General features: G+C 51.1%; 20 protein-coding genes. 18 read left to right on the top strand and 2 right to left on the bottom strand.

Features of this window, described 5'->3' with window-relative positions; all coding sequences use genetic code 11:
• Positions 1–75 precede the first annotated feature (75 nt).
• The 18 genes from ICL55_RS22560 (at position 76) to ICL55_RS22645 (ending at position 21,889) form a co-directional block, all read left to right on the top strand.
• Positions 76–651 carry a gluconate 2-dehydrogenase subunit 3 family protein gene (locus ICL55_RS22560; protein ID WP_168868959.1) on the top strand — a complete coding sequence of 192 codons (576 nt, stop codon included), beginning with the start codon at positions 76–78 and terminating at the stop codon, positions 649–651.
• Positions 652–727: 76 nt separating this feature from the next.
• A complete protein-coding gene (locus ICL55_RS22565; protein ID WP_188101603.1) occupies positions 728–2,425 on the top strand; it encodes a GMC oxidoreductase in 1,698 nt (565 codons plus the stop codon).
• Between the two features lie 111 nt (positions 2,426–2,536).
• Positions 2,537–4,234: a GMC oxidoreductase gene (locus tag ICL55_RS22570; RefSeq protein WP_188101605.1), complete on the top strand. Its 1,698-nt coding sequence runs from the start codon at positions 2,537–2,539 to the stop codon at positions 4,232–4,234.
• 116 nt (positions 4,235–4,350) lie between these two features.
• The gene (locus ICL55_RS22575) at positions 4,351–6,159 is read left to right on the top strand and encodes a glycoside hydrolase family 35 protein (protein WP_188101607.1); all 1,809 of its coding nucleotides are present in this window, start codon (positions 4,351–4,353) and stop codon (positions 6,157–6,159) included.
• A gap of 298 nt (positions 6,160–6,457) precedes the next feature.
• Positions 6,458–6,901: a CBS domain-containing protein gene (locus ICL55_RS22580; protein WP_188101609.1), complete on the top strand. Its 444-nt coding sequence runs from the start codon at positions 6,458–6,460 to the stop codon at positions 6,899–6,901.
• A gap of 225 nt (positions 6,902–7,126) precedes the next feature.
• Positions 7,127–7,603: an NADH-quinone oxidoreductase subunit A gene (locus ICL55_RS22585; protein WP_223151551.1), complete on the top strand. Its 477-nt coding sequence runs from the start codon at positions 7,127–7,129 to the stop codon at positions 7,601–7,603.
• A 46-nt stretch (positions 7,604–7,649) separates the two neighbouring features.
• Complete coding sequence (locus tag ICL55_RS22590) at positions 7,650–8,288, top strand: NADH-quinone oxidoreductase subunit B (protein WP_168868955.1); 639 nt, start codon at positions 7,650–7,652, stop codon at positions 8,286–8,288.
• Positions 8,289–8,380: 92 nt separating this feature from the next.
• Positions 8,381–10,126, top strand: a complete 1,746-nt coding sequence (gene nuoC / locus ICL55_RS22595) for an NADH-quinone oxidoreductase subunit C/D (RefSeq protein WP_188101611.1) — start codon at positions 8,381–8,383, stop codon at positions 10,124–10,126.
• A 121-nt stretch (positions 10,127–10,247) separates the two neighbouring features.
• On the top strand, positions 10,248–10,712 hold the full coding sequence (gene nuoE / locus ICL55_RS22600; protein ID WP_188101613.1) for an NADH-quinone oxidoreductase subunit NuoE: 465 nt from the start codon (positions 10,248–10,250) through the stop codon (positions 10,710–10,712).
• Between the two features lie 16 nt (positions 10,713–10,728).
• Entirely contained in the window at positions 10,729–12,009 is a 1,281-nt protein-coding gene (gene nuoF, locus ICL55_RS22605; RefSeq protein WP_188101615.1) for an NADH-quinone oxidoreductase subunit NuoF, read from the top strand.
• Complete coding sequence (gene nuoG, locus ICL55_RS22610) at positions 11,990–14,683, top strand: NADH-quinone oxidoreductase subunit NuoG (RefSeq protein ID WP_188101617.1); 2,694 nt, start codon at positions 11,990–11,992, stop codon at positions 14,681–14,683. Before nuoF ends, nuoG begins: the two co-directional genes overlap by 20 nt.
• Positions 14,684–14,687: 4 nt before the next feature.
• On the top strand, positions 14,688–15,641 hold the full coding sequence (gene nuoH / locus ICL55_RS22615; protein ID WP_169225299.1) for an NADH-quinone oxidoreductase subunit NuoH: 954 nt from the start codon (positions 14,688–14,690) through the stop codon (positions 15,639–15,641).
• 55 nt (positions 15,642–15,696) lie between these two features.
• Positions 15,697–16,212 carry an NADH-quinone oxidoreductase subunit NuoI gene (gene nuoI / locus ICL55_RS22620; RefSeq protein WP_188101620.1) on the top strand — a complete coding sequence of 172 codons (516 nt, stop codon included), beginning with the start codon at positions 15,697–15,699 and terminating at the stop codon, positions 16,210–16,212.
• A gap of 12 nt (positions 16,213–16,224) precedes the next feature.
• Positions 16,225–16,755, top strand: coding sequence for an NADH-quinone oxidoreductase subunit J (gene nuoJ, locus ICL55_RS22625; protein WP_188101622.1), 531 nt, complete (start codon positions 16,225–16,227; stop codon positions 16,753–16,755).
• Positions 16,752–17,060 carry an NADH-quinone oxidoreductase subunit NuoK gene (nuoK, locus tag ICL55_RS22630; RefSeq protein ID WP_078670908.1) on the top strand — a complete coding sequence of 103 codons (309 nt, stop codon included), beginning with the start codon at positions 16,752–16,754 and terminating at the stop codon, positions 17,058–17,060. The genes nuoJ and nuoK overlap by 4 nt, the downstream gene beginning before the upstream one ends.
• A gap of 31 nt (positions 17,061–17,091) precedes the next feature.
• Complete coding sequence (gene nuoL / locus ICL55_RS22635) at positions 17,092–18,987, top strand: NADH-quinone oxidoreductase subunit L (protein WP_188101624.1); 1,896 nt, start codon at positions 17,092–17,094, stop codon at positions 18,985–18,987.
• 24 nt (positions 18,988–19,011) lie between these two features.
• Positions 19,012–20,463: an NADH-quinone oxidoreductase subunit M gene (gene nuoM, locus ICL55_RS22640; RefSeq protein ID WP_188101626.1), complete on the top strand. Its 1,452-nt coding sequence runs from the start codon at positions 19,012–19,014 to the stop codon at positions 20,461–20,463.
• Positions 20,450–21,889: an NADH-quinone oxidoreductase subunit N gene (locus ICL55_RS22645; protein ID WP_188101628.1), complete on the top strand. Its 1,440-nt coding sequence runs from the start codon at positions 20,450–20,452 to the stop codon at positions 21,887–21,889. The genes nuoM and ICL55_RS22645 overlap by 14 nt, the downstream gene beginning before the upstream one ends.
• Here the strand turns inward: ICL55_RS22645 and ICL55_RS22650 are convergent.
• Both ICL55_RS22650 and ICL55_RS22655 read right to left on the bottom strand, forming a co-directional pair.
• Positions 21,886–24,324 carry a TonB-dependent receptor domain-containing protein gene (locus ICL55_RS22650; RefSeq protein ID WP_188101630.1) on the bottom strand — a complete coding sequence of 813 codons (2,439 nt, stop codon included), beginning with the start codon at positions 24,322–24,324 and terminating at the stop codon, positions 21,886–21,888. The genes ICL55_RS22645 and ICL55_RS22650 overlap by 4 nt on opposite strands.
• Before the next feature lie 63 nt (positions 24,325–24,387).
• Positions 24,388–24,666, bottom strand: coding sequence for a hypothetical protein (locus ICL55_RS22655; RefSeq protein ID WP_188101632.1), 279 nt, complete (start codon positions 24,664–24,666; stop codon positions 24,388–24,390).
• Between the last annotated feature and the right edge of the window lie 52 nt (positions 24,667–24,718).

The following is a 24,718-nucleotide window of genomic DNA, read 5'->3' on the forward strand; positions in this document are numbered from 1 at the left end:
ATTTCATCATTATTCTATTTGTTTTTTAGAATTTTTTTTTGAAACTTGTCCGAAGGTCAAATCAATATACTATTTATGCACAGAAGAGACGCAATCAGGAATGTGGCGATTTTGTTGGGGACTGCCATTTCCGCTTCCACGTTATCAGCATTAGAAAGCTGCACCGGTTCCGCACCGAAAAACTATGATTTGCACAAGCCTGAAACCAAAGCGTTACTGGCTGAAATAGCGGAAACCATCATACCCACCACCAGTACTCCTGGTGCCAAAGCCGCCAAAGTGGATGACTTTATTGTAGTGATGATGAACGATTGCTACAAAAAAAGCGACCAGGAGGTCTTCCTCGATGGCCTGAAAAAAATTGATGCTGCCAGCCAGAAACAGTTCAAAAAGAACTTTATGGACATTACCCCTGAGCAGCGCACCGAATTATTGACCCAGATCGACAAAGAGCGGGTGGAGTACAACAAGCGGAAAGACAAGAAAGAAGGTGATCCTACCCATTACTTCCAGTACCTGAAGGAACTGACCCTGCTGGGTTACTTTACTTCCAAGGAAGGCGCTACACAGGCATTACGCTATGTGCCGGTACCAGGCAAGTATGAAGGCTGCATCCCCTATAAAAAAGGTGACAAGGCCTGGGCCGTTTAAGCTGTTCTTACAGATAGACGGAATGGCTGGCCCGCGCCGGCCGGTATCTTTCTTTTCAAACCCATAACGACTTTCCATGAACTTAAATATCAAAGCACAGGAGCAAAACACCTACGATGCCATCGTTATCGGCTCCGGTGTAAGCGGTGGCTGGGCTGCCAAAGAACTGACAGAAAAAGGCCTGAAGGTACTGATGCTGGACCGTGGCAAGAAGCTGGAACACGTGAAGGACTACGAAACAGCCACCAAAGACCCGTGGGAATTTACTCACAGAGGCCGCATTACGGTAGATCAGCGCGAAACCCATCCTAAACTGAGCCGCGACTACCCTTATAGTGAGCACAACGAAAAATACTGGATCAACGACTCTCAGAGCCCTTACAACGAAGTGAAACGCTTCGACTGGTACCGTCCGGACATCGTGGGCGGTAAATCCATTATGTGGGGCCGTCAGTCGTACCGCTGGAGCGACATCGATTTCGAAGCCAATCTGAAAGACGGCATCGCTGTTGACTGGCCGATCCGTTATAAAGAGATTGCACCCTGGTACGACTACGTAGAGAAATTTGCTGGTATCAGCGGTCAGAAAGAAGGCTTGCCTCAGCTGCCCGATGGCCAGTTCATGCCAGCCATGGAAATGAACTGCGTGGAGAAAGACGTGAAGAAAGCCATCGAAGGCAAATACAAAGGCCGTATCATCACCATGGGCCGTGTGGCAAACATTACCAAGCCACTGCCTGGTCGTGAAAGCTGCCAGTTCCGTAACCTCTGCAGCCGCGGATGTCCGTTCGGCGCTTACTTCAGTACCCAGTCATCTACGCTGCCGGCAGCCATGGCGACAGGTAACCTGACACTGCACCCGGATGCCATCGTGAACTCCGTTATCTACGACGAGAAACAAGGTAAGGCAACCGGTGTGAGAGTGATCGACAAAAACACCAAAGAAATGGTGGAATACTACGCTAAAATCATCTTCATCAACGGTTCTACGCTTGGTTCCACTTTTGTTATGCTCAACTCCACTTCTTCCCGCTTCCCGAACGGACTGGGCAACGACAGTGGCGTACTGGGCAAATACCTGATGGACCACCATTTCCGTACAGGCGCTTCCGGTACCGCAGAAGGCTATGATGATAAATATTTCTTCGGTCGCCGTGCCAACGGTATCTACGTGCCCCGCTACCGCAACATCGGTAACGACAAACGCGACTATCTCCGTGGCTTCGGTTACCAGGGCGGCGCCGGTCGCGGCGGATGGAGCCGTGGCATCGCTGAAATGGGCGTGGGCAAAGACTTCAAGGAAATGCTCACCGAACCAGGCCAGTGGAGCATGGGCCTCGGCGGTTTCGGTGAATGCCTGCCATACGAAGACAACATGGTGACCCTCGACACGTCTGTGAAAGACGCATGGGGCCAGCCAGTGTTGAAATTCGATGCCGAATTCAAAGAGAACGAAAAGAAAATGCGCGTAGACATGATGAACGACGCTGCCGAAATGCTGGAAGCGGCCGGTCTCAAAAACGTGAAAACATACGATAACGGCTCCTACCCGGGTATGGCCATCCATGAAATGGGTACCGCCCGCATGGGTCGCGATCCGAAAACTTCCATCCTCAACGGCTTCAACCAGATGCACGCAGTGAAAAACGTGTTCGTAACAGACGGCGCCTGCATGACCTCCGCGGCTTGCGTAAACCCGTCTCTCACGTACATGGCCCTCACCGCACGCGCTGCAGACTATGCTGTGAAAGAACTGAAGAAAGGCAACATCTAACCATTTAGCTATTTGGATATTTTTTTGATTTAGTAAAATTTAGGGAATGTAATGCAGCGGGTAAAACCGCTGCATTTCAATTTTTGATTCCACACCACACTTCAACATATCATGAACCTTAATATAAAAGCGACAAAGGAAAATACCTACGATGCCATCGTGGTAGGCTCCGGTATCAGCGGCGGCTGGGCGGCCAAAGAGCTCACAGAGAAAGGACTTAAAACACTGGTGCTGGAAAGGGGCCGTAACGTGGAGCATATCAAGGATTACACCACCGCTACCATGGACCCGTGGGAGTTTAAACACCACCTGCAAACCAGCAATGAAATGCGGGAAAATCATCCCATCCAGAGCCGTTGTTATGCATTTGATGAAGCTACCCAACAGTTTTGGGTGAATGATAAAGAAAACCCCTACAACGAGGTAAAGCCGTTCAACTGGCTGCGCGGATACCATGTAGGCGGCCGTTCTATTATGTGGGGCCGTCAGGTATACCGCTGGAGCGACCTCGATTTTGAAGCCAATGCGAAAGATGGTCACGGTGTGGACTGGCCTATCCGTTACAAAGACATAGCACCCTGGTATGCTTACGTGGAGAAATATATCGGCGTGAGCGGACAGGCGGAAGGACTGCCGCAATTGCCCGATGGTATTTTCCTGCCTCCCATGGAAATGAACTGCCTGGAAAAACATGTGGCTGCCCGTATCAAAGAAAAATTCAACGACCGTATTATGACTATCGGACGTGCTGCGCACCTGACTAAAGGCCTCAATAACCGCGGCCCTTGTCAATATCGCAGCATGTGCGCCCGCGGCTGTCCGTATACCGGTTATTTCAGCAGCAACGGCGTTACCCTGCCGGCTGCCGCCGCTACCGGTAATCTTACGCTGCGCCCGGATTCTATCGTGCTGGAAGTACTGTACGATAAAGACAAGGCCAAAGCGACCGGTGTGCGCGTAATGGATGCACATACCCTGCAAACGGTGGAATACTACGCTAATATCATCTTCCTGAACGCTTCTACCCTGGGTACTACCTGGATCATGCTGAACTCCGTATCTGACCGCTTCCCCAATGGTTTCGGCAACGACAGCGGACAGCTGGGCCACAACCTGATGGACCACCACTTCGGCGTAGGCGCCGGCGGGGAGTTTGACGGTTTTGAAGACCAATACCACGGTGCAGGCCGCAGACCCAACGGTATCTATATTCCCCGCTTCCGTAACGTAAACGAACAAACGAAACAAAAAGATTATGTTCGCGGGTTCGGCTATCAGGGCGGCGCCGGCAGAGGAAGAGGCGAAAGCTTCGACGGCATCGGTGCAGCACTGAAAGAAGCACAGGAAGGCCTCGGCAAATGGGGCATGGGCATCGGTTCCTGGGGCGAACACCTCCCGTACTTTGAAAACAAAGTATCGCTCAACAAAGAGAAAAAAGATAAATATGGCCTGGCTACCCTTGATATCGACTGTGAATTCAAGGAAAATGAAAAGGCCATGCGCAAAGACATGCAGGAGAGCGCCAAAGAAATGCTGGAAGCTGCCGGACTGAAAAATGTACATGGTTATGACTCCGCACCACCTCCCGGCCACTGTATCCACGAAATGGGTACGGCCAGAATGGGTAAGGACCCGAAAACCTCCGTGCTCAATGGTTTTAATCAGGTACATGAAGCCAAAAACGTGTTCATCTCCGATGGCTCCTGTATGGCTTCCTCTTCCTGTGTAAACCCATCTATCACCTACATGGCGCTGACAGCAAGAGCCTGCGACCATGCGGTCAGTGAATTGAAGAAAGGAAATATCTAATACAATTACGAAATACGAATTACGAATTACGAATGGAGGGCCCGCTTTGGAAAGGTTATTTAGTAACCCTTCTGATAGGAGGGCCCTCCATTCGTAATTCATATCACAAGTGAACAATGAAAAAGACAATACTCGCACTGGCTTTGTCCTGCTGCCTGGGACAGGCCGTCTCTGCACAACAAAAACACACTTTCGCGCTCAGCAAATCTGAGTTCCTGCTGGATGGTAAACCATTTCAGATGATCAGCGGAGAAATGCATCCGGCGCGTATTCCGCAGGAATACTGGCGTCACCGCATCAAAATGACCAAAGCCATGGGCTGTAACACGATTGCTGCCTACGTGTTCTGGAACTACCATGAACAGGTAAAAGGACAGTTCGATTTCAGCACGGGTAATCATAATATCGCGGAGTTTATCCGCATAGCCCGGGAGGAAGGCATGTGGGTGATACTGCGCCCCGGTCCGTATGTATGCGCCGAATGGGAATTTGGCGGACTGCCTCCCTATCTGTTGCAGACACCTGATATCAAAGTACGCTGTATGGACCCGCGCTATATGGAAGCGGTAACCCGCTATGTAACGAAGCTTGCCGCGGAAGTGAAACCGTTGCTGGTAACTCATGGTGGTCCGGTGGTGATGATGCAGATCGAAAATGAATACGGCAGCTACGGCAATGACAAAAACTATCTCCATGCACTGAAAGACCTGTGGGTGAAAAATGGCATCGACATCCCTTTTTATACCGCTGACGGTCCCACTGCCTTTATGCTGGAAGCCGGTACCGTAGATGGCGCCGCTATCGGCCTGGATTCCGGTGGCTCCGAGGCCGACTTCGCAGCAGCCAGAAATCAAAACCCGAATGTGCCTGCCTTCAGCAGTGAATCTTATCCTGGTTGGCTGACGCATTGGGGCGAAGCCTGGCAGCGGCCGGGTGTGGAAGGCATCGTGAAGGAGGTGAAGTTTCTCATGGACACCAGACGCTCGTTCAATCTGTATGTGGTCCATGGGGGTACCAATTTCGGATATACTGCCGGCGCCAACTCCGGCGGCAAAGGCTACGAGCCGGATGTGACCAGTTACGATTATGATGCGCCCATTAACGAGCAGGGGAACGCTACGCCCAAATACGAGGCATTGCGCCGGTTACTGGCTTCCTATCTCCCTAAAGGCAAAAAATTACCGCCAGTACCGGCGCCTATTCCGGTAATCAGCTTTCCGGACGTGACATTGACACCGTTCACCAGTCTGTGGGACCATCTTCCGCAGGCAGTGCACGATGTACAGCCCCGCCCATTTGAGGCGTATGGCCAGGACTATGGCTTTATGCTCTATAAAACTACGCTCATCGGCCACAAAAGCGGAAAACTGGTGATCAGGGACCTGCACGATTATGCAACGGTGTTCCTCAATGGACAATACGTTGGTAAAATAGATCGCAGGCTGGGAGAGAAGTCAATAGAGCTGCCTAAAACCGACGTGGCCAACCCTGTACTGGAAGTGCTGGTGGAGGGAATGGGCCGCATTAACTTTGCGGATGCGATCATCGACCGAAAAGGCATCACAGAGCGGGTTACGCTCAACGGTATGACGCTGATGAACTGGGACGTATATGGTTTGCCGCTGACAGATAAAGAGGTGACCGGCCTTACTGCTTCGTCCGGAAATGCCGGCAAGCCAGGACAGTTTTTCAAAGGCACTTTCAACCTGACGCAAACCGGCGATACCTATATCGATGTATCTGCATGGAAAAAAGGGTTGGTGTGGGTAAACGGGCACAATCTGGGCCGCTATTGGGAAATAGGCCCGCAGCATCGCTTGTATTGCCCTGCTTCGTGGCTGAAGAAAGGCAATAATGAGATCGTTGTACTGGATTTACACCAGGACAAGCCCGCTGTGGTAAAAGGAACCGAAACATTGTATTAACAGTATACAATATCGTTATGTAGGACCCCGGACTAACCAACAGTCCGGGGTTTTTCATTGAAACTAAACAACATCGTTGTCCAATATTGCATCCTTTTCATGAAAACAGCCTGGATCTCATCGTAGCCCAGGGCTTCAGTCCTGTGACTGGGGCGGGAATGCGGGCATATTTCATCATTCGCGCCGGAATCGGGGACCACAGGGCAGTTTGAATTGAGGCTTGATTTTACCGGTTAAATTGCTTAACTTAGGTAAACCAGGTTTTTCATATTTCTTAACTTTCTAAAACAGGCTTGCCATGGGAAAAGTACGTAATATCCTGCAGGGCAAGGGTCATGCAGTTTACTCTATCCGCCCGGATAACACCGTTTTTGAAGCCCTGCAAATGTTGGTTGATCGCAATGTGGGCGCGCTCACTGTAGTAGACGAAAATGACAGGTTCCTCGGGATTTTTTCAGAACGGGATTATGCCCGCAGAGTTATTTTAAAAGGTCGTGCTTCCAAGGAAACACTGATCCGTGAAATCATGACAGAGCGTCCTATTACTGTTACAGAAGACGACTCTATCGAAGACTGTATGGTAAAGATGACCGACAAACGTATTCGTCATCTGCCTGTTACCGATGAGCAGGGAAGACTGATAGGCCTTATTTCCATTGGAGACGTGGTGAAATTTATAATAGACGATCAGCGCCATATCATTACCAGTCTTGAATGTTATATTACCGGCACGCATACCTGATGCAGGGAAAACATTTTTGTTTTATTGCCGGATTAATTGTAATTTCAAATTAGCATATAGCCTATACCGTTATGAGGTTTCTGACGTTATGATAACTAACTATGAAACGATATTTTCTTCCTACCCCAAAACGGTTTTGATTAAAGACACGATTCTTCAAAAGCAGACTCAAAAGATTGGTAATAAACGGAACTTTAAAGTCAATCGCTCGGGAGGGCGAACACCTTGCAAAGCGCTGTTAATGATACCATCCCTGTTTGGCCATTTGTAGCATATGGCGGCATAGTATTGATACTCGTTAGTCTCATACTGGGGCTGTCTTATGTACTTGGGCAACGGCATAAAGACCGTGCTACCGGAGAAGCATATGAATCCGGTATAGTTTCCACGGGCTCTGCACGACTTCGCTTCCCTTCTCAATTCTACCTGATAGCGATGTTGTTTGTCATTTTTGACATAGAAACAGTACTGATCATTTCCTGGGCCATCGCCTACCAGGAAGTGGGATGGGTAGGCTTCGCAGGCGTATCTGTATTTATTCTCATACTACTGGCCGTATTGATATACGAGTGGCGGAATGGTGCGCTGGACTTCGGTCCGGATGGCCGGAAGATTTTACGCGCATACAAGAAACGTAAAAAGGAAAGCCAGGCACACAACGATGCTTTTACGCCGCTTCAACAGCAACAGGCCATGATGTAACACCGTATGCTCCGTGCTCATTGTTCAACAGTAACACCTGCATGATATGAAATGGTGGTTAACAAAAGCCGGGGATCCCGCTGGTAAAATAGCTGGCAACACCTCCATGGAAGACGTGGTGCAACAAAGTGTGTTGTTCTCCAGCGTAGAACGCCTCCTCGGCTGGGGACGGCAGAACTCCATGTGGCCCTTTCACTTCGGCCTTTCCTGTTGTTTCGTGGAAATGGCCACGGCCATGACCCCCAAATACGATCTCGCCCGTTTCGGCGCGGAAGTGATCCGCGGCACGCCCCGTGAAGCGGATGTGATGATCATCGCAGGTACCGTATTCATCAAAATGGCGCCTGTCATCAAACGTCTCTATGAACAAATGATGGAACCCCGCTGGGTCATCTCCATGGGCTCCTGCGCTAATTCCGGCGGCATGTACGACATCTATAGCGTGGTGCAGGGCGTGGATAAATTCCTCCCCGTAGATGTATATGTGCCCGGATGCCCGCCACGCCCCGATGCTTTCATGCAGGGACTGCTCCTGCTGCGCGACAGCGTAGGCAAAGAACAACGGCCGCTCAGCTGGGTCATCGGTGACCAGGGCGTGATACGCCCGGAAAAAACTTCACAACGGGAACGGTTACACGATCACAGACAACAAATGACGCAGTTTAAAACACCGGACGAAATATAAAATGTTTACTAACAGTAATGGTTATATGAATAATACTTAAGCAGTAACGAATCAACAATAATCCTGTCCTTCACAGTCAAACTTAATACGCCATGCCAGAGAGCATTGTAGCGGAATTAAGCTCCCGTTTCGGCGATGATAGCATCACGCCACTCACTACACGGGATGAGACGCCCACCCTCAGGACGCCACAGGAGAAGATTGTGGCCATACTACAATACCTCAAACACGAAATCAAAATGCCCTTTCGTATGCTCTATGACCTGACGGCCATTGATGAGCGTGCGTACAAAAAAGAGCAGAACGGCCACAAGCCATATGATTTCACGCTGGTATATACCCTCTTCTCCTTTGACAGAAATCAGTTCTTACGCCTGAAAGTTGGCCTCCACGGCGAATTCCCTTCCCAGGACACCATTACCCACCTATGGCCCGCTGCCAACTGGTACGAAAGGGAAGTATTCGATATGTTCGGCATCCGGTTCAACGGCCACCCGCATCTGCAACGTATTCTCATGCCCCGTACCTGGCAGGGACATCCGCTCCGCAAGGAACATCCTGCCCGCGCCACTGAAATGGGGCCTTTTAAACTCTTCGATGAAAAAGTAGACCGCGAACAGCACGCTTTGCAGTTCAGTCCCGAAGAATGGGGCCTGAAGCGCCATAGCGACGATGCCGACTTTATGTTCCTCAACATCGGTCCCCAACACCCGGGCACGCACGGCGTGTTACGCATTATCCTGCAACTGGATGGTGAAAACATCATCGATGCGGTACCGGATATCGGCTTCCATCACCGCGGCGCAGAGAAAATGGGTGAACGGCAGTCATGGCATACCTATATCCCTTATACCGATCGTATTGACTACCTCGGCGGTGTCAATAACAACCTGGCTTACCTGCTGGCCGTGGAAAAGCTGGCCGGTATTGAAGTGCCGCTGAGAGCACAGGTGATCCGCATCATGCTTTGCGAACTGTTCCGCATCGCCAGCCACCTGGTATGGTATGGCACTTTTGCACAGGACCTCGGCCAGCTGTCGCCCGTATTCTACATGTTCACCGACAGGGAACGGGTATTTGAGATCATCGAAGCCATCTGCGGCGGCCGCATGCATCCCAACTGGTTCCGCATCGGCGGAGTGGCACAGGACCTGCCCAAAGGATGGGATACGCTGGTCAAAAATTTCGTGGAGTACTTCCCGCGCAAACTGCGGGAGTACGATAAAATGGTGATGAAAAATTATCTGTTTAAGGTACGCACCAAAGGTATTGGTATTTATACATTGGAAGAAGCCATAGAGTGGGGCGTTACAGGGCCCGGGCTGCGTGCCTGCGGCCTTGAATGGGACCTGCGCAAGAAAAGGCCCTATGGCGGCTACGAGAACTTTGCTTTCGAGATCCCGGTCGCCCATAATGGTGATTGTTACGACCGCGCGGTAGTACGGGTGGAAGAAATGCGACAGAGCCTCCGCATTGTACAACAATGCCTGGAGTATATGCCTGCCGGCGATTTTAAATCGCACCACCCGCTGGCTACCCCGCCAGTGAAACAACACACCATGCACGACATCGAAACGCTCATACACCATTTTCTCAACGTCAGCTGGGGACCGGTTATTCCGCCGGGAGAAGCCATGGTATGTACCGAAGCCACCAAAGGGTGGAACAGCTACTACCTTATCAGCGACGGGAATACTGCTTCCTATCGTACCCGCATCCGCACCCCGTCATTCCCCCATATGCAGATGATACCGCTCATCAGCAAAGGATATACGGTAGCCGATCTGTTGTCAATACTGGGAGGAATGGATTATGTGCTGGCGGACATAGACCGGTGATATGTAGCCATTGGGTTATTTGGTTATTTGATTATTGAGTTATTGAGATATCCTTTAAAAATGACACCATGGCCTCGCAACAAAATATCAAAATATCAAAATATCAAAATCCGTAAATGATATGTTGTCTGCTATCGAAATAGAAAAAATCACCCACGAGCTTCAACAGGTGCCCGTCAAAAAGGCCGCCTGTATTGAAGCGCTTAAGATTGTGCAGCAGGAGCGGCGCTGGATATCAGATGAAAGTGTGGCGGATATTGCTGCGATACTGGAGATGAGCACCGCGGAGGTAGATAGCGTGGCAACTTTTTACAACCTCATCTTCCGCCAGCCGGTAGGTCGCCATGTGATCCTGTTGTGCGACAGTATCAGCTGTTACGTGATGGGATATACGGTATTACGGCAGCGGTTAAACGAAATATTGCTGATCGGGTATGGGCAGACCACAACCGACGAGCGTTTTACCCTGCTGCCCAATGCCTGCCTGGGTACCTGCGACCATGCGCCGGCGCTGATGATAGACGACGATCTGTACCGCGATATCAAACCGGGAGATCTGGAACAAATACTGGAAAAATATCACTAACCCAACCTTATATACAATGGAAAGACCACTCACACAACATATTCCTGATAACGGCGCTGCCCTGCATCTCCGGGAGTACGAGGCAGTGGGTGGTTATTCCGCCCTGCGCAAAGCCCTGCGTGACATGGAGCCGGCGCAGGTCAGCACGCTGATCAAAGATGCCAACCTGAAGGGCCGCGGTGGTGCCGGTTTTGCCACGGGCGTGAAATGGAGCTTCGTGCCGATGGATGTGCCGGGACCTAAATACCTGATTGCGAATGCGGATGAAATGGAGCCGGGCACTTTTAAAGATCGTTGGCTGCTGGAAGGCAACCCGCATCAGCTGTTGGAAGGTATGGTCCTCGCGGCCTATGCCATTCAGGCTACCGATGCGTTTGTATTCCTGCGCTGGGCCTACAAAGATGCAGCCCGCGAAATGCGCCGCGCTATCGCCGACGCCTATACGGCGGGATACCTTGGGAAAAACATCCTTGGCAGCACTTTCAGCCTGGAGATGCAGCTGCATACCGGTGTGGGCAGGTATATGTGCGGAGAAGAAACCGCGCTGCTCAATTCACTAGAAGGCAAACGCGCTACCCCTCGCGCCAAGCCGCCATTTCCGCAGGTAAGCGGACTATTCGGAAAACCTACTATCGTTAATAATGTAGAAACCCTCAGCTGGATTTCCCATATCGTCAATAATGGCGAAGCATGGTTTAAATCCCTGAGCTATACAGCCGACGGAGGTACGAAAATTTATGGCGTCAGTGGCAGGGTCAATAAACCCGGTGCATGGGAGCTCCCAATGGGTATTACTATGCGCGAACTATTGGAAGAACATGCCGGCGGTATGCGGAACGGCTATCGCTTTCGCGGGGCCTTGCCAGGTGGCGCGTCCACTGATTTTCTGACTGATGCCCACCTGGATGTGAAGATGGACTTTGCTGGTGTGGCTGCTGCAGGCAGCAGGCTGGGTACCGGCACGATGGTCGTACTCGACGACCATACGTGTCCCGTCGGTTTTGTGCACAACCTTGAACATTTTTTTGCACAGGAGTCCTGCGGCTTCTGTACTCCCTGTCGGGAGGGACTGCCGTGGACGGAAAAAATATTATGGTCGCTGGAAAACGGTACCGGCGAACCGGCAGATCTGGAACTGCTGGAAAGGCATGCCAGACTGCTGGGGCCGGGCAACACGTTCTGCGCCCTCGCACCAGGGGCCATGGAGCCGCTGCAGAGTGCCCTGAAATATTTCAGGGAAGATTTTGAACAACATATCAAAGAAAAAAAATGTCCGTATGCCCATCATCAACATTGATAATATTCCGTATGAGGTGAAGGAAGGCAAAAACCTGCTGGAAGCATGTTTGTCGCTCGGCCTCAACCTGCCTTACTTCTGCTGGCACCCGGCCCTCGGCTCGGTAGGGGCCTGCCGGCAGTGCGCTGTCAAAATCTTTAAAGATGAACAGGATACCCGCGGTAAACTGATGATGGCCTGTATGGAGCCGGTGAAAGACGGCATGCGTTTATCCGTCAACGATAGTGATGCGGTGGCTTTCCGCGGCCATGTCATCGGCTGGCTGATGACCAACCACCCCCACGATTGTGCGGTATGCGATGAAGGTGGTTCCTGTCATTTGCAGGATATGACCGTCATGACCGGCCACGCTTACCGCGATTATCATTTCTCTAAGAGGACCTATCGTAATCAGCATCTGGGACCTTTCATCAATCATGAAATGAACCGCTGCATCCAGTGTTATCGCTGCGTGCGTTTCTATAAAGACTTTGCCGGCGGGAAAGACCTCGATGTCTTTGCGGCACATAACCACGTTTATTTTGGCCGTCAGCAGGACGGCACGCTGGAAAATGAATTCAGTGGCAATCTGGTGGAAGTCTGTCCTACCGGCGTATTCACCGATAAAACACTCAAACAGCATTATACCCGTAAATGGGACCTGACCACGGCGCCGTCTATCTGTCAGGGGTGTGGATTAGGATGTAACATTATTGCAGGCGAACGTTATGGTTCCCTGCGGCAGATCACCAACCGCTACAACGGGGCGGTAAACGGTTATTTCCTGTGTGACAGGGGCCGCTATGGCTATGAGTTCGTCAACAGCAAAGACCGTATCCGGGAACCGTTGGTGGTACATGCTCCGGATGATAAAGCCAATGGCCTGCCTGTGCTGCAACACGTGCGCAACCGCATGAAGCCGGGAAAGGTGATTGGTATTGGCTCTCCGCGGGCTTCTGTGGAATCGAATTATGTGTTGAAGGAGCTGGTAGGAGAGAACAACTTTTATCTGGGTATCGGGGAGATAGAACATGAGTTGATCCGGTTGATGCTGAAGTTACTAAAAGAAGGTCCGGTGCGTGCAGCCTCTATGCAGGAGGCAGCCGCTGCTGACGCAGTTGTGATACTGGGAGAAGACCTTACCAACACCGCGCCGATGCTGGCGCTGTCTGTACGCCAGGCGGTGCGCCGTATGCCGGTGGACCATGCCATCAGCAGTATTCATATGCCCGCATGGCAGGATGCTGCGGTACGTGAGGCGGTACAGGAAAACAAAGGACCGCTCTTTATTCTCCATGTAGTAGAAACCAAACTTGATGAAGTGGCTACCGGTGCTTATCATACCGCGCCTGATAATATTGCGCGTATAGCCTTTGCTGTTAGTCACCTGTTGGACGGTACCTTGCCGGAAGTGACCGGTATGTCTGATGAAGGGAAACAGGCCGCTGCTACCATCGCTGCTGCGCTCAGGGGGGCGAAGAGACCGCTGGTAATAGCCGGCTATGGAGGCGGAAGTGAACAGGTGATCAGGGCCGCAGCCAACCTGGCCTGGGCCCTGAAGCAGCAAGGCGCTGATGCCATGCTCTCTTTTACAGTGCCGGAATGTAACAGCATGGGACTGGAAATGCTGGGAGGGCTTCGGCTGGAATCAGCTGTGGACGCGGTGCTGAACGGTAGCGCGGAAACAGTGCTGATACTTGAAAATGATTTATACCGCCGGCTGGACCTGCATACGGCCAACCAGTTCTTCGGGCATTGCAAAGAAGTTATCGTGCTGGACCATTTGCACAATGCTACTACTGAAAGAGCCAACATCGTGTTGCCTGTGGGCACTTTTGCGGAAGCTGATGGCACGCTGGTCAATAATGAAGGCCGCGCGCAGCGCTTCCTCCAGGTATTTAACCCGCAGGGAGCCATACAGGAAAGCTGGCGCTGGCTGTTGCAACTGGGGGATATTTGCGGCCATACGCACCTCCGCTCGCTGTTGCACTATGACGATCTGCTGAAAGCCATCGCCGCCAAATATCCGGTGTTCATAGGTATCGATACCCTCACGCCGCCGGCTGATTTCAGGATCGCCGGACAGAAGATACCGCGTGAGCCACATCGCTATAGTGGCCGCACCGCTATGCAGGCCAATGTGAATGTGAGTGAGCCTAAGCCGGCGGAAGATGGAGATACCGCACTGTCGTTCACCATGGAAGGATACCGCGGCGAACCACCTTCTTCCGTGATCCCGTTCTTCTGGGCGCCGGGATGGAACTCGGTACAGTCGGTCAACAAATACCAGGTGGAGACTGGTGGTCCCCTGCACGGCGGCAATCCGGGCAAACGCCTCTTGGAACCTAACCCAAACGGTCCAACGAAATTTTATACCAATATACCCGACCCGTTTATACCGGTGGGAGGACACCTGTTGCTGGTACCGCTCTACCATATTTTCGGCTCGGAGGAGTTGAGCATCCATACGCCGGGTATTGCCCAGCGGATGCCTGCTCCCTACATCATGCTGCACAGTGAGGACGCGCGCCGTTTTCAGGTGGCAGCCGGACATCTGCTTTATTTTATGGATAACGGACACCAGTATGCGCTGCCTGTCGTCATCAACGATACCCTGCAAAAAGGAGCCGCCGGTATTCCGGTAGGGCTGCCGCATATGCAGGTGGCGGAAGCACCGCAGCTGGTCAAAATTTAAAGCTATGATAAACGCCTGGTGGATTATTGGAGGAGTACTCTTTGTACTGTTGAACACAGCCGCAGGACTCATATGGCTGGAACGCAGGATGCTCGCCCTCTGGCAGGACCGTTACGGTCCCAACAGGGCAGGCCCCTTCGGACTGTTTATTGTGTTGGCAGACACCCTGAAACTGTTTTTTAAAGAAGACTGGATTCCGCCCTTCGCGGACAAAGTGGTGTTTGTATTTGCACCCGCCGTTGTGGTAGCCAGTGTGCTGATGAGTTTTGTGATCGTGCCGTTTGCACCGGGCATAGTCGTGGCCGACCTGAACATCGGTATCCTCTTTTTTCTGGCCATGTCCTCTTTAGGGGTATACAGCATTGTGCTGGGAGGCTGGGCCTCCAACAACAAATACGCCCTGCTGGGCGCTATGAGAGGCGCTTCGCAGATGATCAGCTATGAAGTGTTCATGGGACTGGCATTGATGGGCGTCGTGGTGCTCAGTGGTAGTTTTAACCTGCAACAGATCGTCGAGTCGCAACGTACTGTCTGGTTTGTGATTCCGCAGTTGCTGGGCTTCCTCATCTTCATGGTGGCAGGCGTTGCGGAAACACACCGGTTGCCATTTGATATCCCTGAAGCAGAAAGTGAGCTGGTAGCCGGTTTCCACTCAGAGTATTCCGGAATGAAGTTCGGTATGTTTTTCATCGGCGAATACCTGGGTGTTACACTCATCTCCGCCATGGTGGTGACACTGTATTTCGGAGGCTGGCTGGGACCATCATTTCTTCCGCCTGTTGTCTGGTTCGCCATCAAAACGTTTGCTTTCATCTCGTTGTTCATCCTGCTGCGGGCTTCCATGCCACGGCCGCGGTATGACCAGCTGATGGAATATGGCTGGAAAGTACTGTTCCCTTTGTCGTTGCTGAACCTGCTGGTGACGGCAGCCATCAAACTCTGGTTAGTAACTAAGTAACTAAATATCTAAATATCTAAATATCTAAATATCTAAATATCAAATACCAACATGTATGTTTAGTCTATTGCGTAGTATGTGGCTGGTGTTTCTGCACATGTTTCATAAGCGGGACACCTATCAGTATCCTGAACAGAAGGCGCCCCTGCCGGCACGGTGGAGAGGCCGCATCGCGCTCACGCGCGACCCCGACGGAGAGGAACGCTGTGTAGGCTGTTATCTCTGTGCAGCAGCATGTCCGGTAGACTGCATCTCGCTGCAGGCCACGGAAGATGAACATGGACGGCGATACCCGGAGTTTTTCCGGATTAATTTCTCCCGCTGCATCTTTTGCGGCTTCTGCGAGGAAGCTTGTCCTACTTACGCTATTCAGCTGTTGCCCGATTTTGAAATGGCCGAATACAATCGGCAGAACCTGGTGTATGAAAAACATGATCTGCTGATACCCAGCCAGGGTAAGTATCCGGGATATAACTATTACAAAGTGGCAGGACTTGCCATTAAGAATAAAGATAAGGGAGAAGCAGAACAGGAAGAACCACCGGTAGATATTAAAAGCCTGTTACCATAAATCAGAAGTGTTATGGACATCGCATTTATCGTTGCTGCGCTGATAGCCGTGGCGGCCACTGTGAGGGTCATCACCTGTTACAATATCATGCACGCGCTGTTATACCTCGTGGTATCATTGCTGGCGGTGGCCGTGGTATTGTATACCTATGGCGCGCCGTTTATGGCGGTGCTGGAGATCATCATTTATGCCGGCGCCATCATGGTGCTCATCATCTTTTTTGTAATGATGCTGAACCTGGGACTGGAGACAGCAGAGCATGAGAAAGCCTGGCTGCGGCCACGGATATGGCTGGTACCGGGGATATTTTGCGTGGTGCTGCTGGGGGAACTGCTGTACCTGATCCTGCAAAACAAACAACCGGCGGCCGGTATCCAGGTGGTGCCACCCAAACAGGTAGGTATGGCCTTATTCGGTCCATATCTGATCGCAGTAGAGCTGACCGGTATCCTGCTGATGGCGGGTATCGTAGGTGCTTATCATCTGGGACGGCAACATAAGAAAACCTTACATCGATTTCTTGAAAATAATCTGGACACATGAACCTGCATCCTACAACGGCGGGCCTGTTATTGGCCGGTATCCTGTTTGTGCTGGGACTGATCAGCGTATTGATCCGTCGCAATATCATTTTCATGCTGCTGTCGGTAGAGATTATGCTCAATGCCGCGGGACTTGCTTTTGTGGTAGCTGCCTCCCATTGGGGGCAGGCCGATGGACAGGTGATGTTTATGTTCATCCTGGCGATGGCTGCCGCGGAAGTATCGGTTGGACTGGCGCTGATATTACAGCTGTATCATCAGCTTCGTACGCTGGATAGTGATGAAGCCAGCAGGATGAACGGTTAATTAATCCTTATCACCATTAAAACGTTATCAGATGCTGCCTGCACTCATACCTGCCATTCCTTTTCTCAGTGCATGTATACTCATGCTTTGCTGGAAACGTGTAAGCCGTAGTGCCGTTACCGTTATAGGTTGCGGTAGCGTGGGCCTGTCGGCGATAGTGGCGCTGGCAGTGGCAGCAACGGTGGTCGCTGCAGGGAAAGAGCCGTTGGTACAACATGTATGGCAATGGATACAGGTGCCGGGCTTCGCTGCAGGCATCGATTTCCGGATGGATGCTTTGTCCGTGGTGTTCACCCTGGTGATTACTATCGTCGGTTTTTTAATACACGTATATGCTACCGGTTATATGCATGATGACGAAGACTATGGCCGGTTTTTCGCCTGTATGAACCTGTTTGTAGGGTCCATGCTGGTGCTGGTGATGGCAGATAATCTGCTGTTGTTGTACCTGGGCTGGGAAGGAGTGGGGCTTTGCAGCTACCTGTTGATCGGCTTCTGGTATAAAGACCCTGAAAATAACTACGCGGCCCGTAAAGCATTCCTTGTAACGAGGGTAGGAGATACCGCGATGGCCATCGCTTTGTTCCTCTTATTTGAACATATGGGCACGCTTAATATCCAGCGTCTGTTACAGGAGGCGCCGGTATTGTGGGCCAAAGGTGATCCGATGGTGACGCTCATAGCGTTGTTGCTGTTGGGCGGTGCTGTAGGCAAGTCTGCCCAGCTGCCGCTGCAAACATGGTTGCCCGATGCGATGGCGGGCCCTACGCCGGTCAGCGCCTTGATCCACGCTGCCACCATGGTGACAGCCGGCGTATACCTGATAGCCCGTATGCATGTGATCTTTGAATTATCGCCGGCTGCACAAACCGCTACGGCTGTAATCGGCGCGGTTACGCTGCTGATGGCAGGTGTCAGTGCCCTTGTGCAAACAGACATCAAGAGGGTACTGGCGTATTCCACCATCAGCCAGATCGGATATATGTTCCTCGCACTGGGCTGTGGCGCCTGGTCGGCAGCCATATTCCACTTTGTGACACATGCTTTCTTTAAAGCCTTGTTGTTTATGAGTGCAGGCGCAGTGATTGTGGCGCTGCATCATGAGCAGGACATGTTTAAAATGGGCGGACTGAAAAAGACGTTACCGGGTGTGTTCTGGGTATTCCTGATTGGTTGCGCTTCGCTGACGGCGATACCATTCGTGACAGCAGGCTTCTACAGCAAAGATCAGATCATCTGGCTGTCGCTGGCTGCTGCCGGCGGACATAAAGTTTACTGGCTGGCAGGTGTGTTGGGGGCTTTGTTGACCGGCATGTATACTTTCCGCATGTTTTTTCTCGTGTTCTATGGGGAGGCCAAAACGGCCGTGCATCATATACCCGGTCCCGTGATGATGGTGCCCTTGTATATCCTTGCAGGACTCTCTACTGTAGCCGGGTTTATAGAACTGCCGCATACGCTGGGGCACGTAACATTGTTCAGTAACTGGCTGACGCCGGTGTTGCCAACGGTGCAGATGGCGCTGGAAAGTACGGCCCTGGAATGGCTATCGCAGCTGATATCTGCGGTATTGGCACTGGGCGGTATATGGCTGGCTTATGTATGGGTGATGAAAAGGCCACAGGGCATGGTGGATTTTCTCAGCATGCCGGGGCAGGTATGGTTACAGGGCTTCTGGCGACGCGGCTGGGATATGGATGCGCTTTATAATGCCCTGATTGTACAACCTTTTGTGTATCTCTCTAACATCAATCGTAAAGATTTGATCGATAAAATATATACCGGAATGGCGCAGCTGACGGAAGCGTGTCATAACGCGATGGCACGTACGCAAAGCGGCATCCTCCGATGGTATATCATGGGGGTGGTATTAGGCGCAGTGGCCATCTTGTCGGTATTGATATGGCGACTGCATGAGGTATCCTAACGTTAACGGCTAAATGTTGAAATAATGATTCTCCTGTTACTGATCACCATTCCGTTGGCTGGCGGACTGTTGTCCTGGATAGCGGCAGCACGGAATACACTGTGGTCAAGATATATAGCACTGGCGTGCCTGTTGACAGATCTGGCGATAGCAGGCCAGATATGGGCTACGCATCCGGCTTCCGGTGGTCGATGGTTATACCAGTACAAGGTAGACTGGGTACCGCATTTTGGCATCAGTCTGAACCTGGCAATGGACGGGCTGTCGTTGCTGATGCTGGTACTTACCTTTTTCCTCGGTGCACTGGCCGTGCTGATCTCATGGAAAGAGATCAACCAGCGTGTGGGCTTTTTCCATTTTAACCTGCTGTTTGTGCTGGCAGGCATCACCGGCGTGTTCCTGACGATGGACCTTTTCCTTTTTTATTTTTTCTGGGAGATGATGCTGATACCGATGTATTTCCTGATCGGTATCTGGGGACACGAGCACAGGGAATATGCGGCCAATAAGTTTTTCCTTTTCACGCAGGCCGGCGGCCTGTTGATGTTGCTGGCTATTCTGGCATTGTACTTTATCCATGGCGCTAACACCGGCGTATATACGTATGATTATTTTTCGCTGTTACATACACCTATGCAACAGGAAACCGCCCGCTGGCTGATGCTGGGCTTCCTGATTGCGTTCCTGGTGAAGTTGCCGGCAGTACCTTTTCATACGTGGTTGCCGGATGCGCATACCGAAGCGCCAACAGCGGGTAGTGTCATCCTGGCGGGCCTGTTACTGAAAACAGGCGCCTATGGTATCCTGCGGCTGGTATTGCCATTGTTTCCGGAGGCATCCGTTTACTTTGCGCCGTGGATCATGTTCCTGGGTGTGTTGGGCATCATTTACGGCGGAATGCTGGCTTATGCGCAAACGGACCTGAAGCGGCTGATAGCCTACACGAGTGTGAGCCATATGGGCTTTGTGCTGGTGGGTGCTTTTTCTTTCAATGTGCTGGCCTACGAAGGAGTAGTGATGCAAATGATTGCGCATGGCATCAGTACGGGGGCCTTGTTTATCATCGCGGGTGCGCTGTACGAACGTATCCATACCCGCAACATACAGGAGATGGGCGGGCTATGGTCGAAGATGCCGGTGATGGGGAGCGCTGCCATGATATTTGTGATGGCGTCGCTGGGCCTGCCGGGCCTGGGCAATTTTGTAGCGGAATTCCTTATCCTGCTGGGCAGCTGGCAGGCCAACCGCTGGATCACTATTTTCGCTGCCATCGGACTGGTGGTGGCTACGGCCTATTCACTACGTATTATGCAGAAAGTGTTCTTCGGGCCGGGCGACCGGCAATATGCTTTACCGGACCTCAACAAACGGGAGCTGGTGATCATTGTGGCATTAGTGATGGCCATTCTGCTATTGGGATTACATCCGCAACCGGTTTTGAATACTTCTCAAAAAACAGATTATGTCGTTCGCTGATTTCATAAGCCTCGGGCCATTGATCACCCTGTTCACCGCCGTGGTGATTTCCATGTTGCTGATTGCTATCAGACGCAATCACCGGATTACGTACGCCTTTTCGTTATTGGCCTACCTGATGGCGCTGACGGCTATCATACCGGCGATGTTGTATATCCCGCATACGGTGCCGCCACTGTTGGTAGTGGATGAGTTTTCACTCTTCAATACCGGATTGGTACTGACATCGGGTTTTATCATCTTACTGTTATCCTACAACTATTTTGAAGAGCGGGAAGAACGCAAGGAAGAATATTACCTGTTGTTACCGCTGGCCACCACCGGCGCCCTGGTATTGGTGGTGAGCCGTCATTTTATGTCTTTGTTTCTTGGTCTGGAGATACTCAGTATCAGTTTGTATGGACTGATAGCTTATCTCCGGGCGCGTGAACGCTCAGACGAGGCGGGTATCAAGTACCTGATACTGGCGGCTTTGTCTTCTGCGTTCCTGTTGTTTGGTATGGCGCTCGTATATGCCTTTACGGGGCATATGGATTTTCCGGGTATCGGCGCAGCGTTGCGGCAAGCGGGATATATACCCGTCACCGTGCTGGCGGGCTTTGGTATGATGCTGATCGGCATCGGTTTCAAACTGGGAGTAGTGCCGTTCCACATGTGGGCGCCTGATATCTACGAAGGCGCTCCGTTGCCGGTATCCGCTTTTATCGCTACGATCTCCAAAGGTGGTATGCTGGTGGTGCTGATTCGCTTTTATGTGGATATTCACGGCAACGACTACTCGATGATATGGTGGATGCTGGCGATTGTGGCGGTGGCTTCTATGTTTGTGGGCAACTGGCTGGCGTTGACACAACAAAATATAAAACGTATACTGGCTTATTCTTCAATAGCCCATATGGGCTACATTCTGGTTGCTTTTCTTTCAGGTGTGCAGACGGGGCTGGAGGCAATTTCTTTTTATCTGGTGGCCTATTTTATTACCAGCATTGGTGCTTTCGGCGTGTTGATCGTGATGAGCAGTAGTGTGCAGGATGCGGAAACATTAGACGATTACCGCGGTATGTTCTGGCGTTATCCCTGGGTGGCGACGGTATTCACAGCCATGTTGCTGTCTCTGGCAGGGATCCCGCTGACGGCGGGGTTTATCGGGAAATTTTATATCGTGATGGCTGGGGTGAACGGACACATGTGGTTCCTGTTGTTTATGCTGGTCATCAACAGTGTGATCGGCCTGTATTATTATATCCGCATTATTGCCATGATGTTTAAAACACCGGCTACAGGGGAGGTGACTTATATCAAACCCTCGCTGCCTGTAGCCGGTAATATCACGCTGATGTTGCTGACACTGATATTGATAGGACTGGGGGTATACCCCACGGCGATGATGCAACTGATCCAGCAGATGATGAAAATGATTGTTTAACCCGCCCTTTTCTGTTCGTCACTGGTACCTGTCTTTCTCTCACGGGCGGCCTTGATGCTACTGTTTCCAAAACGGTAGCTGAAATAGATGCTGGCTGTTCTGAATTGCCATGTATTGAAGATGTGCAGCGCCAGATTGCTGTATTGGGCAATACCTCTGTAGGATTCATTCCGCAGGATATTGTTGTAGTTGAATTTGATGGTGGCTTTTTTATCCCAGAAGGTTTTCTGTATGCCCAGGTTCAGGTTGTATTCAGCATATCCTTTGAAGATGGCATACACGAAAGGTGAATTATAGTAACCGGCTACTTCCAGCTTAAAGTCCTTCGGCAGCGTAATGGTATTGGTGCTGTTGAAGCTGTAGGTAAAGCTGTGGGTCATTTCCGGCTGGTTCTTATTATTGGTAAAGAAGTAGTCGTTATAGGCAGCATTCATATTGTTGTCGCTCATCCACCATTTGGTGACCTGGAAAGGCAGTGTCACCGCGAGGCTGTACACATGGCTTTTCTTGTAGTTCATCAGGGTGCTGGTGGAGGTTTTGGCGCTATCGTCCTGATACAGGAATTCGTTGATCACATCAGTAGTGCGGTTGTATCCCAGCGTAGCGATGTATTTGTCTTTGAAGGTATACGCCAGCTCCACATTGTTGGTGTATTGCGGCTGCAGGTAAGGGTTACCGCGGAAGAAGGTATATCTGTCGAGGTAGAACATGAACGGATTCAGCTGGCTGTATTCCGGGCGTTCGATACGGCGGGAGTAAGCGAGACTGATTTTGTTGTTGTCGTTCAGTTTTTGATCGATGGTGAGGTTGGGGAAGAAGTCGGTGTAGTTACGTACTACCTGACTTTTGAGTGTTACGGAATACCCGTCGGATTTGGTATTCTCTATCCTCAATCCGCCCTGGATGCTTGTTTTAGGCGTCAATTGTTTTTTATAGCTGGCATAGGCAGCATATACATCTTCCTGATATTTAAATTCATTGCTTTGGCTGGGCGCAAAGATATATTCGCCGTTTTTGAGGGAATCATAGGCCAGTCTGTTGGTAGTGGTCACCAGGCTGGCTTTTAAACCCGCTTCTACTTTACCATTTTTGCCCAACGGCCAGGCGAAATCGCCTTTCAGGCTTTTGATGGTGATTTGTGTGGCACCCTGGTTACGGATGCCATTGGGATTGCGTACCCGTTGGCTTTTTACGTCCAGCATACTGTCGTTCAGCACCAGGGACCGGTCGGCGTTGAAGCGGGCATAATCCGCGTCCACACTGTATTCGCGGCCGGCCGTATCCAGTACTGCCTTGTAGTTCAGGTTGATGGCGATATTATTGAAGTGGTTATTGTTGGTCGTGTAGGAGTTGACGATGGAATCTGCCAGTGCGCCCGGCGTGTTCATGAAATTGGTCTTACTATAAATCTGGTTATTAAAACGGTTCTTAAATCCGTTAACCAATACACCGATGGTGTGTTTGTCGCTAATGAAATAATCCAGTCCGATTTTGGCGGCATTACGCTGGAATCGGTTCCGCTGGAAGATATCCTGTGTTTGTTCGGTGACAACGCCTTTGTCGTTGAACGCTCTGCTGTATTTACGGGTGATCTGGAAAGGCCGGTCTGTTCTGCCGAGATCGCCGAAGAGGTTGAATCTGGTGGTGCGCCAGTTGAAGTTGCCATTGGCGCTGTAGCTGCCGTAGCGGGACTGTGACAGGGTTGCATTTACGGAACCGTTGATGCCCGTGAGCTTGCCTTTTTTGGTTTTTATGTTGATGATACCGCCATTGCCGGATGCATCGTATTTGGCGGAGGGGCTGGTCAGAATTTCTATCTGTGCGATAGACTCGCCGGGGGTGTTTTTCAGCAGGTTGGTGAGGTCTTCACCGCTGAGGTAAGTGAGTTTCCCATCGATCATTACGGTCACGGTCTGGCCTTTCATTTTCACATTTTCATTGTTGTCGACCTGTACGCCGGGGGCTCTCTTCAGGATGTCGAGTGCGCTGTTGCCCACGGCGGTAACGCTGCTTTCCACATTGAGCACGGTTTTGCCGGCGCTTTTTTCGATGAAAGGCTTGGTGGCGGTCACATTCACCGTTTGCAGGCTCTTGGAGAGCGGTTGCAGGGCGATGGCCGGGAGGCTGACGGTGCTGTGGGAGGCATCCACGGCGAAATTAGCCGCATAATGGGTGTTAAAGCCCATCTGGGATACCTGCAGGTAGTATTGTCCGAAGGGTATTTTTTCAAAACGGCCCTCGCCGGATTCGGAGCTCATTTCCCCTTTTACCTGGGCGGAATCCTGCGTCTTGCGCAAAAGTACGCTGGCAAAGGGAAGTGGCTTGCCGGTGGCGTCTGTTATTTTAAAGGAGATGGTGCCGGTAGGATTTTTTTGTGCGAAAGTACCCATGATAACGGACATGAGTATCCCCAGCACGACGATGAACTTTTTCATACTATCGTTTAGATTTTTCTCAGAAGCGATTCCAACAAGTTGATTAGGAAGACAGTCTATTGGTTACTGCCGGATCTGGTTTTGTGAACGGTATATATCGAATATAGTTTTTACAGCATCTTGAATGGGTTCAGTCCTCAGCTGCACATTATCGGGGCTAACGGTGGCATTGACCTGGGCGGTGGGTGGAATACCAGGGCAATTGGCATGTGTTATCACAAATAAAGGCAGCATGTCTGGCGGACTGCTCTGTACCGGCGCCATATCTTTCAGCAGGCCCTTACAGGCCACAACCAATGCAATACAGCAGGTAACAATCAGCAACAGGGCGACTTTTTTCATATCATAGCGCATTTAACATCTTAAAGACGACTTGTCTGAAAAAAGGTTGCAC

The organism is Chitinophaga varians, assembly GCF_014529945.1.
In the GTDB taxonomy this organism is placed as follows: Bacteria; Bacteroidota; Bacteroidia; order Chitinophagales; family Chitinophagaceae; genus Chitinophaga; species Chitinophaga varians.

Coding starts and splice junctions, on each gene's coding strand:
- nuoI (WP_188101620.1), top strand. CDS start 15,697: ATGTTTAGTCTATTGCGTAGTATGTGGCTGGTGTTTCTGCACATGTTT.
- ICL55_RS22590 (WP_168868955.1), top strand. CDS start 7,650: ATGAAATGGTGGTTAACAAAAGCCGGGGATCCCGCTGGTAAAATAGCT.
- ICL55_RS22650 (WP_188101630.1), bottom strand. CDS start 24,324: ATGAAAAAGTTCATCGTCGTGCTGGGGATACTCATGTCCGTTATCATG.
- nuoL (WP_188101624.1), top strand. CDS start 17,092: ATGCTGCCTGCACTCATACCTGCCATTCCTTTTCTCAGTGCATGTATA.
- ICL55_RS22560 (WP_168868959.1), top strand. CDS start 76: ATGCACAGAAGAGACGCAATCAGGAATGTGGCGATTTTGTTGGGGACT.
- ICL55_RS22645 (WP_188101628.1), top strand. CDS start 20,450: ATGTCGTTCGCTGATTTCATAAGCCTCGGGCCATTGATCACCCTGTTC.
- nuoE (WP_188101613.1), top strand. CDS start 10,248: ATGTTGTCTGCTATCGAAATAGAAAAAATCACCCACGAGCTTCAACAG.
- ICL55_RS22565 (WP_188101603.1), top strand. CDS start 728: ATGAACTTAAATATCAAAGCACAGGAGCAAAACACCTACGATGCCATC.
- nuoJ (WP_188101622.1), top strand. CDS start 16,225: ATGGACATCGCATTTATCGTTGCTGCGCTGATAGCCGTGGCGGCCACT.
- nuoC (WP_188101611.1), top strand. CDS start 8,381: ATGCCAGAGAGCATTGTAGCGGAATTAAGCTCCCGTTTCGGCGATGAT.
- nuoF (WP_188101615.1), top strand. CDS start 10,729: ATGGAAAGACCACTCACACAACATATTCCTGATAACGGCGCTGCCCTG.
- ICL55_RS22570 (WP_188101605.1), top strand. CDS start 2,537: ATGAACCTTAATATAAAAGCGACAAAGGAAAATACCTACGATGCCATC.
- nuoK (WP_078670908.1), top strand. CDS start 16,752: ATGAACCTGCATCCTACAACGGCGGGCCTGTTATTGGCCGGTATCCTG.
- ICL55_RS22655 (WP_188101632.1), bottom strand. CDS start 24,666: ATGAAAAAAGTCGCCCTGTTGCTGATTGTTACCTGCTGTATTGCATTG.
- nuoH (WP_169225299.1), top strand. CDS start 14,688: ATGATAAACGCCTGGTGGATTATTGGAGGAGTACTCTTTGTACTGTTG.
- nuoM (WP_188101626.1), top strand. CDS start 19,012: ATGATTCTCCTGTTACTGATCACCATTCCGTTGGCTGGCGGACTGTTG.
- ICL55_RS22580 (WP_188101609.1), top strand. CDS start 6,458: ATGGGAAAAGTACGTAATATCCTGCAGGGCAAGGGTCATGCAGTTTAC.
- ICL55_RS22575 (WP_188101607.1), top strand. CDS start 4,351: ATGAAAAAGACAATACTCGCACTGGCTTTGTCCTGCTGCCTGGGACAG.
- nuoG (WP_188101617.1), top strand. CDS start 11,990: ATGCCCATCATCAACATTGATAATATTCCGTATGAGGTGAAGGAAGGC.